The organism is Nocardia mangyaensis (genome assembly GCF_001886715.1).
GTDB classification, from domain to species: Bacteria; Actinomycetota; Actinomycetes; order Mycobacteriales; family Mycobacteriaceae; genus Nocardia; species Nocardia mangyaensis.
Map to the genome: position 1 here is coordinate 1,458,161 of NZ_CP018082.1, position 18,456 is coordinate 1,476,616.

Annotated in this window: 17 protein-coding genes, 2 tRNA genes and 1 pseudogene; 12 read left to right on the plus strand and 8 right to left on the minus strand. The window is 68.4% G+C overall.

Features of this window, described 5'->3' with window-relative positions:
* Positions 1-9 precede the first annotated feature (9 nt).
* The 3 genes from BOX37_RS06620 to BOX37_RS06630 form a co-directional block, all read right to left on the minus strand.
* A complete protein-coding gene (locus BOX37_RS06620; RefSeq protein ID WP_071926870.1) occupies positions 10-1,263 on the minus strand; it encodes an RNA polymerase sigma factor in 1,254 nt (417 codons plus the stop codon).
* A complete protein-coding gene (locus BOX37_RS06625; protein WP_071926871.1) occupies positions 1,260-1,658 on the minus strand; it encodes a YciI family protein in 399 nt (132 codons plus the stop codon). The genes BOX37_RS06620 and BOX37_RS06625 overlap by 4 nt, the downstream gene beginning before the upstream one ends.
* A gap of 96 nt (positions 1,659-1,754) precedes the next feature.
* Positions 1,755-2,975, minus strand: coding sequence for an NAD(P)/FAD-dependent oxidoreductase (locus tag BOX37_RS06630; protein ID WP_071926872.1), 1,221 nt, complete (start codon positions 2,973-2,975; stop codon positions 1,755-1,757).
* 153 nt (positions 2,976-3,128) lie between these two features.
* Between BOX37_RS06630 and BOX37_RS06635 the strand changes: the two genes are divergently transcribed.
* On the plus strand, positions 3,129-3,773 hold the full coding sequence (locus BOX37_RS06635; RefSeq protein WP_071926873.1) for a mycothiol-dependent nitroreductase Rv2466c family protein: 645 nt from the start codon (positions 3,129-3,131) through the stop codon (positions 3,771-3,773).
* 68 nt (positions 3,774-3,841) lie between these two features.
* On the opposite strand, the gene BOX37_RS06640 is transcribed toward BOX37_RS06635, so the two are convergent.
* The gene (locus BOX37_RS06640) at positions 3,842-4,891 is read right to left on the minus strand and encodes a M48 family metalloprotease (protein ID WP_084760694.1); all 1,050 of its coding nucleotides are present in this window, start codon (positions 4,889-4,891) and stop codon (positions 3,842-3,844) included.
* A gap of 261 nt (positions 4,892-5,152) precedes the next feature.
* On the opposite strand from BOX37_RS06640, the gene BOX37_RS06645 reads away from it, so the two are divergent.
* Together BOX37_RS06645 and BOX37_RS06650 are read left to right on the plus strand one after the other, a co-directional pair.
* Entirely contained in the window at positions 5,153-5,644 is a 492-nt protein-coding gene (locus BOX37_RS06645) for a ribose-5-phosphate isomerase (RefSeq protein ID WP_071926874.1), read from the plus strand.
* A gap of 123 nt (positions 5,645-5,767) precedes the next feature.
* Positions 5,768-6,571, plus strand: a complete 804-nt coding sequence (locus BOX37_RS06650) for an Fpg/Nei family DNA glycosylase (protein ID WP_071926875.1) — start codon at positions 5,768-5,770, stop codon at positions 6,569-6,571.
* A 60-nt stretch (positions 6,572-6,631) separates the two neighbouring features.
* On the opposite strand, the gene BOX37_RS06655 is transcribed toward BOX37_RS06650, so the two are convergent.
* Positions 6,632-7,588 carry a GGDEF domain-containing protein gene (locus BOX37_RS06655; RefSeq protein WP_071931238.1) on the minus strand — a complete coding sequence of 319 codons (957 nt, stop codon included), beginning with the start codon at positions 7,586-7,588 and terminating at the stop codon, positions 6,632-6,634.
* A 672-nt stretch (positions 7,589-8,260) separates the two neighbouring features.
* On the opposite strand from BOX37_RS06655, the gene BOX37_RS06660 reads away from it, so the two are divergent.
* The 3 genes from BOX37_RS06660 (at position 8,261) to fabG (ending at position 9,246) form a co-directional block, all read left to right on the plus strand.
* A tRNA-Gly gene (locus tag BOX37_RS06660) sits at positions 8,261-8,331 on the plus strand.
* A 40-nt stretch (positions 8,332-8,371) separates the two neighbouring features.
* Positions 8,372-8,448: transfer RNA gene (locus BOX37_RS06665), tRNA-Pro, on the plus strand.
* Positions 8,449-8,487: 39 nt separating this feature from the next.
* Positions 8,488-9,246, plus strand: a complete 759-nt coding sequence (gene fabG, locus BOX37_RS06670) for a 3-oxoacyl-ACP reductase FabG (RefSeq protein ID WP_071926876.1) — start codon at positions 8,488-8,490, stop codon at positions 9,244-9,246.
* Between the two features lie 6 nt (positions 9,247-9,252).
* On the opposite strand, the gene BOX37_RS06675 is transcribed toward fabG, so the two are convergent.
* Positions 9,253-9,612, minus strand: a complete 360-nt coding sequence (locus BOX37_RS06675; RefSeq protein ID WP_071926877.1) for a hypothetical protein — start codon at positions 9,610-9,612, stop codon at positions 9,253-9,255.
* Between the two features lie 99 nt (positions 9,613-9,711).
* On the opposite strand from BOX37_RS06675, the gene BOX37_RS35730 reads away from it, so the two are divergent.
* On the plus strand, positions 9,712-9,834 hold the full coding sequence (locus BOX37_RS35730; protein WP_276207239.1) for a hypothetical protein: 123 nt from the start codon (positions 9,712-9,714) through the stop codon (positions 9,832-9,834).
* A 37-nt stretch (positions 9,835-9,871) separates the two neighbouring features.
* On the opposite strand, the pseudogene BOX37_RS06680 reads toward BOX37_RS35730, so the two are convergent.
* Both BOX37_RS06680 and BOX37_RS06685 read right to left on the minus strand, forming a co-directional pair.
* Positions 9,872-10,612 (minus strand): annotated as a pseudogene (locus BOX37_RS06680) (metallophosphoesterase); the annotation flags it as partial.
* An 88-nt stretch (positions 10,613-10,700) separates the two neighbouring features.
* On the minus strand, positions 10,701-13,172 hold the full coding sequence (locus BOX37_RS06685) for a phosphoketolase family protein (protein WP_071926878.1): 2,472 nt from the start codon (positions 13,170-13,172) through the stop codon (positions 10,701-10,703).
* A gap of 147 nt (positions 13,173-13,319) precedes the next feature.
* Between BOX37_RS06685 and BOX37_RS06690 the strand changes: the two genes are divergently transcribed.
* The 5 genes from BOX37_RS06690 to clpX all read left to right on the plus strand — a co-directional run bounded on the left by BOX37_RS06690 (position 13,320) and on the right by clpX (position 18,431).
* Positions 13,320-13,856 (plus strand): FKBP-type peptidyl-prolyl cis-trans isomerase, encoded by a 537-nt coding sequence (locus tag BOX37_RS06690; protein WP_071926879.1) that lies wholly within the window; start codon positions 13,320-13,322, stop codon positions 13,854-13,856.
* A 143-nt stretch (positions 13,857-13,999) separates the two neighbouring features.
* The gene (tig, locus tag BOX37_RS06695) at positions 14,000-15,361 is read left to right on the plus strand and encodes a trigger factor (protein WP_071931239.1); all 1,362 of its coding nucleotides are present in this window, start codon (positions 14,000-14,002) and stop codon (positions 15,359-15,361) included.
* A 263-nt stretch (positions 15,362-15,624) separates the two neighbouring features.
* Positions 15,625-16,200, plus strand: coding sequence for an ATP-dependent Clp protease proteolytic subunit (locus BOX37_RS06700; protein WP_071926880.1), 576 nt, complete (start codon positions 15,625-15,627; stop codon positions 16,198-16,200).
* A 44-nt stretch (positions 16,201-16,244) separates the two neighbouring features.
* A complete protein-coding gene (locus BOX37_RS06705) occupies positions 16,245-16,910 on the plus strand; it encodes an ATP-dependent Clp protease proteolytic subunit (RefSeq protein ID WP_071926881.1) in 666 nt (221 codons plus the stop codon).
* Between the two features lie 240 nt (positions 16,911-17,150).
* On the plus strand, positions 17,151-18,431 hold the full coding sequence (clpX, locus tag BOX37_RS06710; protein ID WP_071926882.1) for an ATP-dependent Clp protease ATP-binding subunit ClpX: 1,281 nt from the start codon (positions 17,151-17,153) through the stop codon (positions 18,429-18,431).
* Positions 18,432-18,456 lie beyond the last annotated feature (25 nt).

An 18,456-nucleotide genomic window follows, 5' to 3' on the forward strand; every position in this document is an offset into this window, starting at 1 on the left:
GCGCAGCGATCACTCGATCGAAGTCCGCGCGTCAACCTCGGACGAAGCCCCGGTGACCCCGTTCGTGCGCAACCGGGCCGCGCGCAGCAGCAGGTAGTCGCGTTCGGGAGTGCTCGCCGTCTGTGTGGCGGCCCGGCGGTACTCGGCGAGGGCCGCGGCCTGGTCACCCGCCATCTCGTGCAGGTGCCCGCGGACCGCGGGCAGGCGATGTGAACGGGCGAGGGGTTCGGCGACGGTGTCGGTGAGGGCCAGACCGGCGGCGGAGCCGTGCACCATGGCGGTGGCGACCGCGCGGTTGAGGGTGACCATGGGATTCGGGCCGAGGCGTTCGATCATGGTGTAGAGCTGCAGGATTCGGGCCCAGTCGGTGTCGGAGACCCGGGCGGCGTCCGCGTGCAGTCCCGCGATCGCGGCCTGCAGCAGATACGGACCGGTGAGGCCGGCGGACATGGCCGCGGTGAGCAGGCGCAGGCCCTCGGTGATCTGGGTACGGTCCCAGCGCGACCGGTCCTGCTCGGTGAGCGGAACGAGTTCACCATGCGGGCCTGTCCGGGCGCCGCGGCGGGCATCGGTGAGCAACATCAGCGCGAGCAGGCCGCTCACCTCGGTGTTCTCGGGCAGCAGCGCCTGTAGGGCCCGAGTCAGCCGGATGGCCTCGGTGGACAGATCGGCCCGGCGCAGACCCGCACCGGAACTGCTGGTGTGGCCCTCGGTGAAGATCACGTACAGCACCCGCAGCACCGCGCTCAGCCGGGCGGTGTCGGCAGCGCCGTCGGCGAACGGCTCGTTCATCTCCGCGAGCCGCTTCTTCGTGCGCGAAATACGCTGCGCCATGGTCGATTCCGGGACCAGGAACGCGGCGGCGATCTCTTCGGTGCGCAGGCCACCGACCGCGCGCAGGGTCAGCGCGATCGCGCCAGTGGGCGGCAGGTCCGGATGGCAGCACAGGAAGTACAGGTCGAGAGTGTCGTCGCGATGCGCCGCCTCGACCGGCACCTCCCGCACGAACACCGCAGTCTCCCTGCGCCGTCGCGCGACCTCGGCGCGCACCGCGTCGGCCATCCGGCGCTGGGCCACCTGGATCAGCCAACCGCGGGGATTCGCGGGCGGCCCCTCGGTGTCCCACTGGGTCGCCGCCGCCAGCAGGGCATCCTGCACGGCGTCCTCGGCCAGGTCGAAATCACCGAACCGGCGGACCAGCACACCGAGGACCTGCGGCGCGAGCGCGCGCAGCAGGTCCTCGGTGTTCGGTGCCCGATTCACTCGGCGGCGGGCGCGCTCATGATCGGGCGCACCTCGATGTGCTCGCCGATCGGCTTGCCGCCGGGACCGGGCGCGGCCGAGGCCTGCGCGGCGATCTCCACAGCCCGTTCGGCGGAGTCGACATCGACGATCCAGTACCCGGCCAGGAATTCCTTGGTCTCGGGGAAGGGGCCGTCGGTCACCACCGGTGCCGACCGCCCGTCCCCGGACACGATCAGCGCCTGGTCCGGCCCGGCCAGCCCCTGGGCATCGACGAGTTCACCCGCGGCGGCGAGCTGCTCGCCGAGGGTCCGCTGGAAATCGATGTGGGCGGCGATGTCCTCGGGTGCCCATTCGTGCACCGGGGTGTCGCAGTAGGCGGCCTTGGCGTAGGTCTTGACCAGCATGTACTTCATGAGATGTCTCCTCGATCCGGCGCGCCCCGATGGCGCGTTCGACAGATGGTCGGAGCCGGCCTCTCGCTTTCGACAGATCTCATGATGTGAACTGGGTCACAGTTTCACGCTGGTATCCGCCAGCCGTTCGGGATCGACCGGTTCCCCGGCCAGGATCAGCTCCTTGATCCGGGTGGTCACGTCCCACACGTTGACGTTCATTCCCGCGCGCACCCGGTTCTGCGGATCCAGCCAGAAGGCCACGAACGCGTTGCCCGTCAGGTCGCCGCGCACCACCACCCGTACATCGTCATCGCGGCCGACATAGCCGGTGTACTCCATGCCGACGTCGTACTGATCGCTGAAGAAGTACGGAAGCCGTTCGTAGACAGCGGGTTTGCCGAGCATGGTCAGTGCCGCCACCGCGGGCTGGTTCAGCGCCGTCGCCCAGTGCTCGACCCGGACCCGCCGGTTCAGCACCGGATGCTGCTGCTCGGCGATGTCGCCGACGGCGACCACATTCGGATCGCTGGTCGCCAGTGCCGCGTCCACCAGCACGCCTCCGTCGACCGCCAGCCCGGCGGCCGCGGCCGCGTCGGTGTTGGGCTGTGCGCCCACCGCGATCAGCACCGCCTCGGCGGGCACGACGGTGCCGTCACCGAGTTGAACTCCGGTGGCGACGCCGTCGTCGGTGCGGATCAGTTCGACCTTGGTGTTCAGGCGCAGATCGACGCCGTGCAAGCGATGCACCTCGGCGTAGTACGCGCCCATCTCCGGCCCGAGCACGCCGACCAAGGGCAGCTCCGCCGCCTCGAGCACGGTGACCGCCACGTCCCTCGCCCTGGCCTGGGCGGCGACCTCGAGCCCGATCCAGCCCGCCCCGATGATCACCAGCTGCCGCCGGGACCGCAGCACCTCCGCGAGCACATCGGAATCGCCGATGGTGCGCAGCGTGTAGACGTTCGGCGCGTCGGCGCCCGGAATCGGCAGTGTCCGCGGGCGCGAGCCGGTGGCCAGCGCGAGTTTGTCGTAGGACAGGGTGGACCCGTCGGGCAGTGTCACCGTCCGCGCGGCCGGATCGAACGCCGTCGCCGTGGTCCCCAACCGCAGGTCGATGTTGTGATCGCGGTACCAGGCGGCCTGGTCGACGGTGAAATCCGGCAGCTGCTGGGTGCCGGCCAGGTGCTGTTTGGACAGTGGCGGCCGCTCGTAGGGCAGCTCCTCCTCGGCGGCCAGCAGCGTGACGTGACCGTCGAAATCATTGGCCCGCAAGGCCTCGGCGAGCTTGGCACCCCCGAGACCACCACCGATGACGACGAAATGCTGATTCGAGCTCATGAACGGACCCCTTCTCGCGGACGACCCGGACTCCTCGCTGCCTCGAGCCTAGTGCGCCCGGCACCGGGGAGGGAACGATTCCGGCCCCGCCGGGGTTGCACCAACCGATGGGCCGTCCCCGGCCCCACCGACGCCGAACCGAGAGGAAGACCTGTGAGCGATCAGGCCACCAAGGATGTCGCCGATTTCTGGTTCGATCCGCTGTGCCCGTGGTGTTGGATCACCTCCCGCTGGATCCTGGAAGTGGAACAGGTGCGCGACATCGAGGTGCGCTTCCACGTGATGAGCCTGTCGGTGCTCAACGAGGACAAGGACGATCTGCCGGAGGGCTACGTCGAGCTGCTGGCCTCGGGCTGGGGCCCGGTCCGCGTCGCCATCGCCGCCGCGCAGAAGTACGGCGACGAGATCCTCGCGCCGCTCTACACCGCGCTGGGCAGCCGCATCCACGACCGCAAGGCAGAGTTCGAACGCGAGAGCACCCAGGAGACCCTGGTCGCCGTCGTGGCCGACGCCCTCGCCGAGCTGGACCTGCCCGCCGAGCTGGCCGAGGCCGCGACCAGCACCGACTACGACGAGGCGCTGCGCGTGAGCCATCACGCGGGGATGGACAAGGTCGGCCCCGATGTCGGCACGCCGACCATCCACGTCAACGGTGTCGCCTTCTTCGGACCCGTGCTCTCGCGCATCCCGCGCGGCGAGGACGCGGGCCGGGTCTGGGACGGAGTGGTGGCGCTGGCCTCCTACCCGCACTTCTTCGAACTCAAGCGCACCCGCACCGAGGACCCGGCCTTCGACTGACAACAGACTTCTTCGACTGACAACAGACAAGGGGCGCTGGACCAACTGGTCCGGCGCCCCTTGTCCGGTCACACGGGTTTCGGCGGCAGCGCGCGCTGCCCTGTGTTCGGCGGATAGCCGCCGGGCGGTGGAATCGCGCCGGGCCGCGAGGCGCTCGGCCGCCAGAACATCGGGCCCGGCCTGCTGCGGTCGCGCAGCGCCCACATCCGCCAGGTGAGCACCGGATGGCTGGACATGGCGTTGACCAGCCAGACGAAGCCGCCCTTCTCCAGCGCGGCCCGGTCGGCCATCTCGTCGAAGCCGACTTCGGAGTTGAGGTACTTGCCCGCGGCCAGGGTCGCCATCGCGCCGGGCGCGCCCTGATGCCGGTTGCAGAAGCCGTGATTGTCGGCGGTGTACTCCTGGGCGCGGATCAGCGAGGATCCCAGCACCGGTAGCCACGGGACGGCGAACATGCCGAGCTGGCGCCAATACGACACGTGACCGGCCGCGAGATGACCGACCTCGTGGCCGATGATGAAGGCCAGCGCGTCGGGATCGCGGGCGGCGCCGCCGATCTCGAACAGATCGCTGTAGACCACGACGAATCGACGGAAGCCGTGCCCGGAGGCGAAGGCGTTGATCTGGCCGTTGCCGAGCACCACATACGCGTCGGGAACCTTGCGCATTCCGAGCCGGGCGGCCGCCTCCTGCACCATCCGGTACCCCTCCGGGAACTGGGTGGGCGACATCTTCACCCCGTTGATCCGCTGGGTCGCGTAGTTCAGACCACGACCGGCCCACAGCAGGATCGGCGCGAACAACAGCAGCAGCACGTACGGGCTGGTCAGCAGCGAACCCTCGGACACGGGCCGACCCTGGTCGTCGAGGACGGGTTCGGCCACGAGTTCGAGGAACAGGATCAGCAGCGCGATCAGATACGCGACCGAGGTCACCATGATGACCACCACGAGCAGCGGGATCTCCCAGGGATGCCGGGCGGGCATCCCATACGGCGACAACCCGCGCGGCTGATGCTGCGGCGGCACCGGCGGGCCGCCGGGTGGGTAGTAGCCGGGTGCGTACTGCCCTTGCGGGGCGGGCGCATAGCCGCCCTGCGGACCGGGGAACCGAGGCATCGGGGGATAGGTGCCGGTGTGCTGCTGGGTGGGGAAACCGCCGGTCGGCACGCCCGGCTGGGTCCACGGCGAAGAGGCCGGATCGGCGGGCTGGGGGGAGGTCGGTGGCTGCGCGGCCGGGGTGTCGGTGTCCTTGCGCAGTGACGGTTCCGCGGCCGCGGCTCCGTCCGATCGCTCCGGCGGTGGACCTGCCGAATGCGGAGAAAGCGGTTCGTGCGGGTGCATGACACGACTCTAAGCGGGCCTGACACAATCGCAGCCATGCGCGTTTACCTGGGTGCCGACCATGCCGGTTTCGAACTGAAGAATCATGTCAAGGCTCACTTGCAGGAGGCTGGACACGAGGTCGTCGACTGTGGCGCTCTCGAATACGACGCGCTCGACGACTACCCCGCCTTCTGCATCGAGGCCGCGCGGCGCACCGTCGCCGACCCGGGCAGCCTGGGTCTGGTCTTCGGTGGCAGCGGCAACGGCGAGCAGATCGCCGCCAACAAGGTGCCCGGCGCGCGCTGCGCCCTGGCCTGGAGCGTCGAGACCGCCAAGCTGGCCCGCGAGCACAACAACGCCCAGCTGATCGGCATCGGCGGCCGCATGCACACCACCGAAGAGGCACTCGCCATCGTCGACGCCTTCCTCGCCCAGCCGTGGTCGGACGAGGCGCGCCACCAGCGTCGCATCGACATCCTCGCCGACTACGAGAAGTCCGGCGAAGCCCCCGCCGTGCCGCCTTACCGCGATTCCGCGGACAAGTAGGCAGGCGCCGCCGCGGTCGCGTCGCGGGCCGACGTTTCGCCACGCGACCGGCGCTGGGCGCACCCGGTGAGCAACCGATGTGCGCACGAAATCAGCCGGTGAGTTTCCAGGAAGGTGTGTCTCGTGCCTGAGGGGCATACCCTCCATCGCATCGCTTCACTGCACCAGGAGCGGTTCTCCGGTGGGGTGGTGCGGGTTTCGAGTCCGCAGGGACGGTTCGCCGACGGGGCCGCGCTGGTGGACGGGCAGGTGCTGGAGCGGGCCGAGGCGGTCGGGAAGCATCTGCTGCACCACTACGGGTCCGGGCTGACTGTGCACGTGCACCTGGGGTTGTACGGCACCTTCAGCGAGGTCGAGCTGCCGATGGCGGCACCGGTGGGACAGGTGCGGATGCGAATGCTCGGAGCCGCCACCGATTTCGGCACCGACCTGCGTGGGCCGACCGCCTGCGAGGTGTTGCACCCGCCCGAGGTGGACGCGCTCGTCGCCCGGCTCGGTGCCGATCCGCTGCGGCCCGACGCCGATCACGAGCGGGCGGGCACGCGAATCCGGCGCTCGCGCAGACCGATCGGCGCGCTGCTGATGGACCAGGCGCTGATCGCCGGGGTCGGCAATGTGTACCGCGCGGAAGTGCTGTTCCGGCACGGGATCTCGCCGTACCGGCCGGGGACCTCGATCACCGCCGAGGACTGGGACGCGCTCTGGGCCGACCTCGTCGGGCTCATGCCGATCGGCGTCGCCACCGGGCGCATGCACGTGGTTCGACCCGAACACGATTCGGGCGCACCGTCTTACGCGAAAGACCGACCGCGCACCTACGTCTACCGGCGCCAGGGCGAACCGTGCCGGGTGTGCGCGACACCGATCGCGCACGCGGTGCTGGAGGGGCGAAACCTGTTCTGGTGCCCCACTTGTCAGCCGCGCTGACCACGACGGCGACGCTCGAAACGGTTGAGCCAGGCCGCGAGCGAGTGCTCGTGGCCCAGCTCAACCGGCGACCGCGGTTCCCAGTTCCGGGTCGCCTGACTCGGCGAGGGCGAAACGCCGCCCGCCCGCCGATTTCGCCGAATACATCGCGCGGTCGGCGCGACGCAGCAGGTCGGTGAAATCGCACGTCTTTCCCGGTGGGCAGAACGCGGTGCCGACACTGGCCGACACCGGCACCGGTCCCGCGCTGGACCACACCGGGTCGCGCAGCGCCGCGACCACGCGGTGGGCGAGCTCGCCGAGAGTGTCGCGGCGCGGATTGGCCGCCACCACGAACTCGTCACCGCCGTAGCGGCAGATCACCGTGTCGGGCGGGCACACCTCACGCAACCGGTTGGCCAGCTCGACCAACACCTCGTCGCCGATCGCGTGTCCGTAGCCGTCGTTGATCTGTTTGAAGCGGTCGAGATCGACCACGAGCACCCCGACCCCGCGGGAGGGGTCGGCGGCCATCGCGCGCACTCGTTCCTGCAGCAGCGTGCGGTTGGCCAGATCGGTGAGCGCGTCGTGGGTGGCCTCGTGGCGCAAGCGGTGCTGCAGCGCGGCGATCTCCTGAACGCGCAGTGACACTTTCGCCGAGATGTTCTGTTCCTGTTGCGCGAGCGCGCGTTCCTGCAGCGCCTGCGCGTAGCTGTCGATGGCCTGACTCGCGACCAACGGCCACCGGGTGGCGACCAGCGAGCCCGGCACGCCGGACGGGAACCCGAGCAGCCAGCGGGTGGCGTGCGCGAGCATTCTGGTGCGTTCGAACGGTGCCTCGGCCAGTCGCGCGCCGAGCATGCGCGCCTGGGGCACCGGGAATGGTTCGGTTCTGGCCAGATGCAGCAGCCGCTCGACGATGTCGACGAGCACCGGCTCCAACTGGTACGGCGCCGTGGAAGAGCCTGGTTCGGCGCATACCGCGCGGGCCCAGGCGCGGGCCATCGCGGCGACCGGTGGCTCGATGTGGACAGCCATCGAGATCACCGGTGGCGGGTGGCGACGAACTCGCCACCTCGATCGTTCGCACTGCTACGCGGTTGAGTCCACCGAGTTCGGCACACGCTCACCGCCCCCTTTCCAGATACCCCCGTCCGGCAAAAAGGATCCTAGCAAGCCACCCGAGACCGAAAAGTCGCGTTCTAGAACGCGTTGCAGTCTCTCGCGAATGGCGATCGGCTATGACATCGCTGCAGCGGCTCGGGCGTTACACACTTCCCGAAAGTATTTCCGGCCTGCCGAAACGTGCAGCGTGTTGCCCGTCTCCGGGTGGTGGACGTTGCGTCGCCATGGGTTCCTCCTGGCACAGCGGGCGATTCGTGACGATGTGGCATCCACCGTCACGCGCTCTCCCATGGTGGCCTACTCGCCGCCCACGTGGCAGGTTTTCAAGGAAATTTCTCCTATTTATTCCCCCGGTGTAGCAGGCGCAGGCTCCCACGAGTGCGCGTCCTTCATGGTGTCCCGGCGGCGGGGCGCGGGGATAGGGTCGTTCGGCCCTAATCGGGCATGGCGTAGGCGGTGCGGGCCACCGCGACAGCCGACGCTCTCGCCGGGTGGACCCGGGGGCGGATTGGCGTTTTTCGCGCGGGATTCGGTACAGTCATGGCGCACACGACATCGTGGCGATCCCATCGATGTCGTATGCCTGCGGGTGTAGTTCAATGGTAGAACCTCAGCCTTCCAAGCTGATGGTGCGGGTTCGATTCCCGTCACCCGCTCAAACATGAATTCCCTCGACGGCGTTTCGCCCCGAGGCCTCGGGGTGTAGCGCAGCTTGGTAGCGCATCCGCTTTGGGAGCGGAGGGTCGCAGGTTCAAATCCTGTCACCCCGACCATCACCATTCGCCCAGCTCACGGTCGTACTAGGAGATCTGATGTCCACCGAACGCAGGGTTGCGATCGTCACGGGTGCCGCGCGGGGTATCGGCGCCGCGGTGGCCGCCAGGCTCGCCGTCGACGGATTCGCCGTCGCCGTCCTGGACCTCGACGAGGCCGCCTGTGCGGACACCGTCGCGGGCATCGAGTCCGCCGGTGGGACCGCGCTCGCGGTCGGCGCCGATGTGGCCGACGAAGCGGCCGTCGCCGCCGCCGTCGACAAGATCGCCGCCGAGCTCGGTGCGCCGACCGTGCTGGTCAACAACGCAGGCGTGCTGCGCGACAACCTGCTGTTCAAGATGACGACGCAGGACTGGGACACCGTCATGAACGTGCACCTGCGCGGTGCCTTCCTGATGACCCGCGCCGTGCAGAAGTACATGGTGGAGGCGAAGTTCGGGCGCGTGGTGAACCTGTCGAGCACCTCGGCGCTCGGTAATCGCGGCCAGGCCAACTATTCCGCCGCGAAGGCGGGCATGCAGGGCTTCACCAAGACCCTCGCCTTCGAACTGGGCAAGTTCGGCGTCACCGCCAACGCGATCGCCCCCGGTTTCATCGAGACCGAGATGACCGCGGCCACCGCCGCCCGGGTCGGCGTCGACTTCGAGGCGTTCAAACAGGCCGCGGCCGCGCAGATCCCGGTGAACCGGGTCGGCACGCCCGCCGACATCGCCAATACGGCGTCGTTCTTCGTCAGCGACGGCGCCGGATTCGTCTCCGGTCAGGTCATCTACGTGGCGGGCGGCCCGAAGGACTGACCGCGCTCAGGCGCATCCGAAGCGGAACCCGGCATGCGCCTCGGTCCCCGCGACGACAGTGAGACGAACCGGATCGGTGTCGGTCAGACCGCACCCGCCGGGCACCGTCACCACAGTCGCCTCGTAGCACCCGGCGGGCAGCGACACTGTCGCGCTCCCATCGGGCCCACTGACCAGGGTGGCGATCGCCTCCTCGGCATCGCACGGAGTCACCGCGATATCGGCGCGATTGACCGGCAGGGGTTCGGACCCGGTGAAGGCTCGCACCGTCAAAGTCCCCGTGCCGGGCGGCGCCGGATCTGCCGCCGCCACCCCGGCGACCGCCAGCGGGCAGAGCGCGGACAGGGCGAGCAACGTTCGGCGCATGAACCTCTCCTCTGACTGTGGATCGGGACGTCGGGGTGATGGTAGGCCCACTTCGCCCGAACATCGCACCGCACGCCAGGGTTTCGCGGTGGCAATTCGGTGACGATCACCCTCGCGGTCTACGAGGGGCAGGCCCTCGGCGAACGCACGCTGAAGCAGATCATCGCCGACAAACGTGCGGGTGGATGGCGGGCGCTCGAGAAGCAACGCGGTATGGACTGAGTCGATGTGCTCAGCGAGCGGGCGTGATCCCCGCCCGCTCGCTCCAGACCTGCTCGGCGGGCACCGAGACCGTGGTCAGTTCGCGGTAGCGCAGGGCGGAGAGGGCGCCACCGAAGACCACGCCGGTGTCGAGACACAGGGTGTTGTTGACCCACCGCAGCTCGGTGACGGGGGTGTGGCCGTAGACGACGGTGGCGCGGCCCCGGTAGTCCTGTGCCCAGTCGTAGCGGACGGGCAGGCCGTGTCGATCGATCTCGCCAGTGGGAGCGCCGTAGAGGGCGAAGGCGCGTGCCCGGCTCGACGCGCTGCCGTGGAATTCCTCGGGTAGGCCCGCGTGGGCGACGACGAGCCTGCCACGGTCGAGGATCAGCTGGCTGGGCAGTGCACGCAGGAAAGCATGTGCGGCGGAACGGAATTCGATGTCGTCATCGGCAGCGAGCTGGTCAAGTGACTGGGCGAGGCCGTGCGCGATGCGCACGTTGCGGCCGTCGAGGGCGCGGACCAGCTTGGACTCGTGATTGCCGGTGACACACAGCGCGGTGCCCGCGGCGGACATGCTCATCACCAGGCGCAGCACGCCAGGGGTGTCGGGGCCACGATCGACCAGATCGCCGACGAACACCGCGATCCGCTCGTCGGGGTGGGTGGCGCTGATCGCCCGCCCGCGCTCGTCGCGGTCGATCCGGTAGCCCAGCTCGCCCAGCAGGGTCTCCAGCTCGGCGCGGCAGCCGTGCACATCGCCGATCACGTCGAACGGACCGGTGAGGTCGCGGCGATCGCGTGGCGTGTTCTCGGCGTGGTGATATCGCTGGGTCATCCCCGCCATCGTCGTGCAGCACGCCACCGTGCCGCAACCGGGTATCGGCTCAGTCGCCGGGGATCGCGGCCGAGGGCCACACCCAGTCCGCCACGACCGGCATGTCCGCGCCGTGCTCCCTGGTCCAGGCGCGGGCCCGCAGACGGGCCTCGACCATGTCCTGACGCAGGCCGGCCGCCCGCTCGCCCAGCCCGGGCACGCGATCGATCACATCCATGACCAAGTGGAACCGGTCCAGATCGTTGAGCATCACCATGTCGAACGGGGTGGTGGTGGTGCCCTTCTCCTTGTATCCGCGCACGTGCAGTTCGGCGTGATTGGTACGGCGGTAGGTGAGGCGGTGCACCAGCCAGGGGTAGCCGTGGAAGGCGAAGATCACCGGGCGGTCGCGGGTGAACAAGGAGTCGAACTCGGGGTCGGACAGGCCGTGCGGATGTTCCTCGGCGGGCAGCAGGCGCATCAGGTCGACGACGTTGATCACCCGGACCCGCAAGTCGGGCAGGCGATCACGCAGGATCGCGGTGGCGGCCAGCGTCTCCAGGGTGGGGACGTCGCCCGCGCACGCCAGGACGACATCGGGCGTGGTCCCCGGCTCGTCGTTGTGGCAGGCCCACGACCAGATGCCGACGCCCTTGGCGCAGTGCAGCGCCGCCTCCTGGACCGAAAGCCAGTCCGGCCCCGGCTGTTTGCCCGCGACGACCACATTGGCGTAGTGCAGCGATCGCAGGCAGTGGTCGTAGATCGACAGCAGGGTGTTGGCGTCCGGCGGAAGGTACACGCGCACGATCTCGGGACTCTTGTTGACGACCACGTCCAGGAATCCGGGGTCCTGATGGGTGAAGCCGTTGTGGTCCTGGCGCCACACGTGCGAGGTGAGCAGGTAGTTCAGCGAGGGGATCTTGCGCCGCCAGGACACCTGCGCGCTGGCGTCGAGCCATTTGGCGTGCTGGTTGAACATGGCGTCGACGATGTGGATGAAGGCCTCGTAGCAGGTGAACACGCCGTGGCGGCCGGTCAGCAGATAGCCCTCGAGCAAGCCCTGGCACATGTGCTCGGAGAGCACTTCCACCGCGCGGCCGGTCGGGCTCAGCGCCACGTCCCACGGCCCGACCTCGCCCTGCCAGTTGCGGCCGGTCACCTCGAGGATGTCCTGGAGGCGATTGCTGGCCAGCTCGTCGGGGGCCAGGGTGAGGAAGTTGTGCGGGTTGCGCGCGGTGACATCGCGCAGCCAACCGCCGAGCACCCGGGTCGCCTCGTGCTGACCAGTACCCGGCTGATCGACCGGCACGCCGTAGTCGCGCCAGTCGGGCAAGTCGAGGTCGCGCACGAGCAATCCGCCGTTGGCGACCGGATTGAGACTCATCGGGTGCTCCGGGACCTGGTCGCGGATCAGCGCGACCGGTGTGCCGTGCTCATCGAACAGCTCCTCGGGCCGATAGGACCGCAGCCACTGTTCGAGCACCTCCCGGTGGCGCGGGTTGGTGCGCGCGGTCGGCAGCGGCACCTGGTGTGCCCGGAAGGTGCCCTCGACGCGCTCGCCGTCGACCACCGGGGGGCAGGTCCAGCCCTTGGGCGTGTGCATGATGATCATGGGCCAGCGCGGACGGGCGGTGTCGCCGTCCTCGCGCGCGGCGCGCTGGAACTCGGCGATCCGGTCCAGGCAGGTGTCCATGGCGGTTGCCATCGCCTGGTGCACCGGCGCCGGATCGTCACCGGAGACGATCAGCGGGTCGTAGCCGTACCCGCGCAGCAACTCGACCAGTTCCGCCTCCGGGATCCGGGCGAAGATCGTCGGATTGGCGATCTTGTACTCGTTGAGCGCCAGGATCGGGATCACCGCACCATCGCGACCCGCGTTGAGGAACTTGTTCGCGTGCCAGCTGCCCGCCAGCGGACCGGTCTCGGCCTCGCCGTCGCCGATCACACAGAACACCGTCAGATCGGGATTGTCCAGGGCAGCGCCGAAGGCGTGCAGCAGGCTGTAGCCGAGTTCACCGCCCTCGTGAAACGAGCCGGGCGTCTCGGGCGCGCAGTGGCTGGGGACCCCGCCGGGGAAGGAGAACTGGTGGAACAGCCTGCCCATGCCGTCGATGTCGCGGGGGATGTCGGGGGTGAGCAGGGTGTAGGCGTCCTCGAGCCAGGCACAGGCATTGGGGCCGGGGCCACCGTGTCCGGGGCCTGCCACGTAGACAGCGTTCAGGCCGCGCTGCCGGATCACCCGATTCGCGTGCGCCCACACGAGATTGAGGCCGGGCACCGTTCCGAAGTGGCCGAGCAACCGCGGCTTGATGTCGTCGGGGCGCAGCGGTTCGCGCAGCAGCGGGTTGCGCATCAGATAGATCTGGCCGACCGCGAGATAGTTCGATGCCCGCCACCAGGTGTCCACCGCGACCAGTTCGTCGCGGCTGAGCGGGCCGGGGGCGTCGGTGAGGACATAGGGGGTGGGGGCGATGGTCTCGCCGTCGCCGTCGCCCACGTTGTCGGCGGCGGTGTCGCCTTCGATGTCGCTGGTCCTGGTCATCGCGGACTCCTCGCATACGGTGTACTGCCGCGGCGCCTTGCGCGCCGGGACCCGCCGGCGCCGATCGATCCTCGGCGGAACCGGTGGAGAAACGCAAGGCCGAGCCTACCGTCGGTGCCGTGCCCGCCGTCGATTACTGTGCGGGCCATGCATTCTCTCGGCAGGCTCTTCGGCATCGGACTCGTCGCGGCCGCCACGATCGCGACAGCGGCGTGCGGCTCCGACTCGGATTCCAGCGAGGCGAGCACCACGACGGCCGCGGCGCGCACCGGCCTCGAATGCACCGCCGACGACGTGGTCGTCGACGGTGGGTACGGCGACGTGCCCACCATCACCATCCCCGACACCTGCGACCCGCCGACCACCCTGATCACCAAGGACCTGGTGCCGGGCGACGGTCCCGGCGCGGCGGCCGGGCAGCCGCTGACCATGAACTACGAGCTGGTCACCTGGTCGAACAAGGAGACTCTCGACAGTTCGTTCCAGCGCGGCACGCCCTTCCAGCTGACGCTGGGCGCCGGCCAGGTCATCGAGGGCTGGGACCAGGGTCTGCTCGGCGTCCAGCAGGGTGCGCGCAGGCTGCTGATCGTGCCGCCTGACCTCGGCTATGGCGCGGGCGGCAACGGCGTCGCGCCGAACGAGACGCTGGTCTTCGTCACTGATGCGGTGCAGGTCGGCGGTTAGCCGCGGCCGCAACCAACCGCCGATTGCACGACCGCGAAGGCGGTCAACTACCCTGGTCGGGATGCGCATTATGCGCCGCGCCGACTCATGGCGCGACGCCCCGTGCGGGGACACCACCGAACTACGAACCAAGGAGCATGTCCGTGAAGAGCACCGTCGAGCAGCTGAGCCCGACCCGGGTCCGGATCAACGTCGAGGTGCCCTTCGAGGAGCTGAAGCCCGACTTCGACAAGGCGTACAAGGCGCTGGCCCAGCAGGTCAAGATCCCCGGCTTCCGTCCCGGCAAGGCTCCGGCCAAGCTGATCGAGACCCGGGTCGGCCGTGGCGCCGTGCTCGAGCAGGTCGTCAACGACGCGCTGCCGGGCCGCTACGCCGAGGCCGTGCAGACCACCGAGGTGAAGGTCATCGGGCAGCCCGAGATCGAGATCACCAAGATCGAGGACGGCGAGGAGCTCGCGTTCACCGCCGAGGTCGACGTGCGTCCCGAGATCGCGCTGCCCGATTACGCGGGCCTCGAGGTGACCGTCGATTCCTACACCATCGACGACTCCGACATCGAGCAGCAGCTCACCTCGCTGCGTCAGCGCTTCGGCACCCTGACCGGTGTCGAGCGCGCGGTGGCAGACGGCGACTTCGTCTCGATCGACCTGTCCGCGACCGTCGATGGCGAGGACGTTCCCGAGGCGGCCACCACCGGCCTGTCGCACGAGGTCGGTTCGGGCCAGCTGATCGAGGGGCTCGACGAGGCCGTCATCGGCCTGAAGGCCGGCGAGTCCAAGGACTTCACCTCCACCCTGGTCGCCGGTGACCACGCGGGCTCCGAAGCCGTGATCACCGTGACCGTGCAGTCGGTCAAGGAGCGCGAGCTGCCCGAGGCCGACGACGAGTTCGCCCAGCTGGCCAGCGAGTTCGACACCATCGATGAGCTCAAGGAAGACCTGAAGGGCCGCGCCGAGCGCGTCAAGAAGGTCGAGCAGGCCGGTCAGATCCGCGACAAGGTGCTCGACACCCTGCTCGAGACCGTCGAGGTCCCACTGCCCGAGGCGGTCGTCAAGGCCGAGGTCGACGCGGTGCTGCACGACGCCGTGCACGGCTTCGACCACGACGAGGCCAAGCTGGCCGAGGCGCTCGAGGCGCAGGGCTCCTCCCGCGAGGAGTTCGACAAGGACACTCAGGAAGCCGCCGAGAAGTCGGTGAAGACCCAGCTGCTGCTCGACGCCATCGCCGAGGCCGAGAACACCCAGGTCGGCCAGCAGGAGCTGACCGAGCGAATCCTGTTCCAGGCCCAGCGTTACGGCATGTCGCCGGAGCAGTTCATCCAGCAGGTGCAGCAGGCGGGCCAGCTCGGCGCGGTGTTCGCCGACGTGCGTCGCGGCAAGGCGCTGGCCGGTGTCGTCGGCCAGGTCAAGGTCACCGACTCCGAGGGCAATGTGGTCGACACCGCCGAAATGTTCGGTGACCCGGCCGATTCGGAGAACGAGCAGGTCGAGGCCGCCGCCGAGTAGTTTTCTGATGCCGGTGTGACCGGTGCCCCCCACGGGGTGCTTGGATTGTGCTGTGAGTGAGCGCAGCGAGCGAGCCGATGACACAGTGCGCCGCGCGCACTGTGTCATCGAGCGGAGCGAGATTGCGCTGTGAGCGAAGAAGGGCGGTACCGGGAGTTCGGTGCCGCCCTGCTTCGTTAGTGTTTGTGACGACGAACCGTATGGCCGTAGCAATCGGTGAGAAGAGAAGGCAGGTATCCGTGACAATCAACCAGGCAGGGGTCATGACAGCCGCTACTGCTGGTCTCAACCTCAGTGATTCGGTGTACGAGCGTCTCCTGCGTGAGCGCATCATCTTCTTGGGAACCCAGGTCGACGACGAAATCGCGAACAAGATCTGCGCGCAGATCCTGCTGCTCTCGGCCGAGGACGCGACCAAAGACATCGCGCTCTACATCAACTCACCCGGTGGCTCGGTCACCGCGGGCATGGCGATCTACGACACGATGCAGTTCGCCGAGTGCGACATCAAGACCGTCGCGATGGGTCTGGCGGCGTCGATGGGTCAGTTCCTGCTCACCGCGGGCACCAAGGGCAAGCGTTTCGCGCTGCCGCACACCCGGATCATGATGCACCAGCCCTCGGCGGGCATCGGCGGTTCGGCCGCCGACATCGCGATCATGGCCGAGCAGTTCGCCCACACCAAGCGTGAGCTCAACGAGCTGCAGTCGCTGCACACCGGCAAGTCGGTGGAGCAGGTGACCGAGGACGCGGACCGCGACCGCTGGTTCACGGCGAAGGAAGCCCTCGAATACGGCTTCATCGACCACGTGGTCAGCCACGCGAACCAGGCGAAGTAAGCGCAGGCGCGCCCCACACACTCGAGACAAGCTTGGAGACAAAGATGGCCAATCTGTACGACCCGCGCGGCGCCGCCCAAGGTGGCGCACCCGCCCCCGCTCAGTCGCGCTACATCCTGCCGCAGTTCACCGAGCAGACTTCGTTCGGCGTCAAGACCTCCGACCCGTACAACAAGCTGTTCGAGGAGCGCATCATCTTCCTGGGCAACCAGGTCGATGATGTCTCGGCCAACGACATCATGGCGCAGCTGCTGGTGCTGGAATCGCAGGATCCTGACCGCGATATCACCATGTACATCAACTCGCCCGGTGGCTCGTTCACCGCGCTGATGGCGATCTACGACACCATGCAGTACGTGCGCCCCGACGTGGTGACGGTGTGCCTGGGCCAGGCGGCCTCGGCCGCGGCGGTGCTGCTGGCCGCCGGTGCGCCCGGTAAGCGCGCCGCGCTGCCCAACGCGCGCATCCTGATCCACCAGCCGTCCTCGGGCGGCGTGCAGGGCCAGGTGTCCGACCTCGAGATCGCCGCGGCCGAGATCGAGCGGATGCGTCGCCTGATGGAGGTCACCATCGCGCGGCACACCGGCAAGTCCGAGGAGCAGGTCCGCAAGGACACCGATCGCGACAAGATCCTGACCGCCGACGAGGCCAAGGAATACGGCATCGTCGACCAGGTCTTCGACTACCGGAAGCTCAGCGGTCAGAAGTGACACGCCCGGGCCCGTTGCCCGATCTGGGCGGCGGGCCCGTCTTTTTCCCGCGGGTCGGCTCACAATGGTGAGAACCCGCACAACCCTGAACAGAAACATGCGCGAGTTGTCGACCCTTCTCGCGCACACCAGGTACGGTCGACTCAGGGACCATTGCTCTGATTGACGGCACCGAAACGTATTTCCGGCCCAATCGGGGGACGACGGTCGCACTCGGACAAGGAAGTAGGGACCTACGAGATGGCGCGCATCGGAGACGGCGGCGATCTGCTGAAGTGCTCGTTCTGCGGAAAGAGCCAGAAGCAGGTCAAGAAGCTCATTGCGGGCCCCGGGGTCTATATCTGCGACGAGTGCATCGACCTGTGCAACGAGATCATCGAGGAAGAGCTGGCCGAGTCGAGTGAGGTCAAACTCGACGAGCTGCCCAAGCCTTCCGAGATCCGGGACTTCCTGGAGAACTACGTCATCGGCCAGGACACGGCCAAGCGCACGCTCGCGGTGGCGGTCTACAACCACTACAAGCGCATCCAGGCCGGTGACAAGGGCCGCGACAGCCGCGGCGAGGTCGTCGAGCTGATGAAGTCGAACATCCTGATGCTCGGCCCCACCGGCTGCGGCAAGACCTACCTCGCGCAGACGTTGGCCAAGATGCTGAACGTGCCGTTCGCCATCGCCGACGCCACCGCGCTCACCGAGGCGGGTTATGTCGGCGAGGATGTCGAGAACATCCTGCTGAAGCTGATCCAGGCCGCCGACTACGACGTCAAGCGCGCCGAGACCGGCATCATCTACATCGATGAGGTCGACAAGATCGCCCGCAAGAGCGAGAACCCGTCGATCACCCGCGATGTCTCGGGCGAAGGTGTGCAGCAGGCGCTGCTGAAGATCCTGGAGGGCACGCAGGCGAGTGTGCCGCCGCAGGGCGGTCGCAAGCACCCGCACCAGGAGTTCATCCAGATCGACACCACCAACGTGCTGTTCATCGTCGCGGGCGCCTTCGCGGGCCTGGAGAAGATCATCTCCGATCGCACCGGCCACCGCGGCATCGGCTTCGGCGCCGAGGTCCGCTCCAAGGCCGAGGTCGACACCGATGACCACTTCGCCGACGTGATGCCCGAGGATCTGATCAAGTTCGGGCTGATCCCCGAGTTCATCGGCCGCCTGCCGATCGTCGCCTCGGTGACGAACCTGGACAAGGAATCGTTGGTCAAGATCCTCTCCGAGCCGAAGAACGCACTGGTCAAGCAGTACGTGCGACTGTTCGAGATGGACGGCGTCGACCTCGAGTTCACCCCCGATGCCCTCGAAGCGGTCGCCGACCAGGCGATCCTGCGCGGCACCGGCGCCCGCGGCCTGCGCGCCATCATGGAGGAAGTCCTGCTCCCGGTGATGTACGACATCCCCGGCCGCGACGACGTCGCCAAGGTGGTCGTGAACGGTGACACCGTCAGCGACAACGTCCTGCCGACCATCGTCCCCCGCAAGGCCCAGCGCACCGAGCGCCGCGAGAAGTCGGCCTAGCTCACCTCGCACACCACGAAGCGCC

Coding starts and splice junctions, on each gene's coding strand:
- clpX (WP_071926882.1), top strand. CDS start 17,151: ATGGCGCGCATCGGAGACGGCGGCGATCTGCTGAAGTGCTCGTTCTGC.
- BOX37_RS06690 (WP_071926879.1), top strand. CDS start 13,320: ATGCATTCTCTCGGCAGGCTCTTCGGCATCGGACTCGTCGCGGCCGCC.
- BOX37_RS06685 (WP_071926878.1), bottom strand. CDS start 13,172: ATGACCAGGACCAGCGACATCGAAGGCGACACCGCCGCCGACAACGTG.
- BOX37_RS06655 (WP_071931238.1), bottom strand. CDS start 7,588: ATGGCTGTCCACATCGAGCCACCGGTCGCCGCGATGGCCCGCGCCTGG.
- BOX37_RS06640 (WP_084760694.1), bottom strand. CDS start 4,891: ATGCCTCGGTTCCCCGGTCCGCAGGGCGGCTATGCGCCCGCCCCGCAA.
- BOX37_RS06630 (WP_071926872.1), bottom strand. CDS start 2,975: ATGAGCTCGAATCAGCATTTCGTCGTCATCGGTGGTGGTCTCGGGGGT.
- BOX37_RS06700 (WP_071926880.1), top strand. CDS start 15,625: ATGACAGCCGCTACTGCTGGTCTCAACCTCAGTGATTCGGTGTACGAG.
- BOX37_RS06625 (WP_071926871.1), bottom strand. CDS start 1,658: ATGAAGTACATGCTGGTCAAGACCTACGCCAAGGCCGCCTACTGCGAC.
- fabG (WP_071926876.1), top strand. CDS start 8,488: ATGTCCACCGAACGCAGGGTTGCGATCGTCACGGGTGCCGCGCGGGGT.
- BOX37_RS06675 (WP_071926877.1), bottom strand. CDS start 9,612: ATGCGCCGAACGTTGCTCGCCCTGTCCGCGCTCTGCCCGCTGGCGGTC.
- BOX37_RS06705 (WP_071926881.1), top strand. CDS start 16,245: ATGGCCAATCTGTACGACCCGCGCGGCGCCGCCCAAGGTGGCGCACCC.
- BOX37_RS06645 (WP_071926874.1), top strand. CDS start 5,153: ATGCGCGTTTACCTGGGTGCCGACCATGCCGGTTTCGAACTGAAGAAT.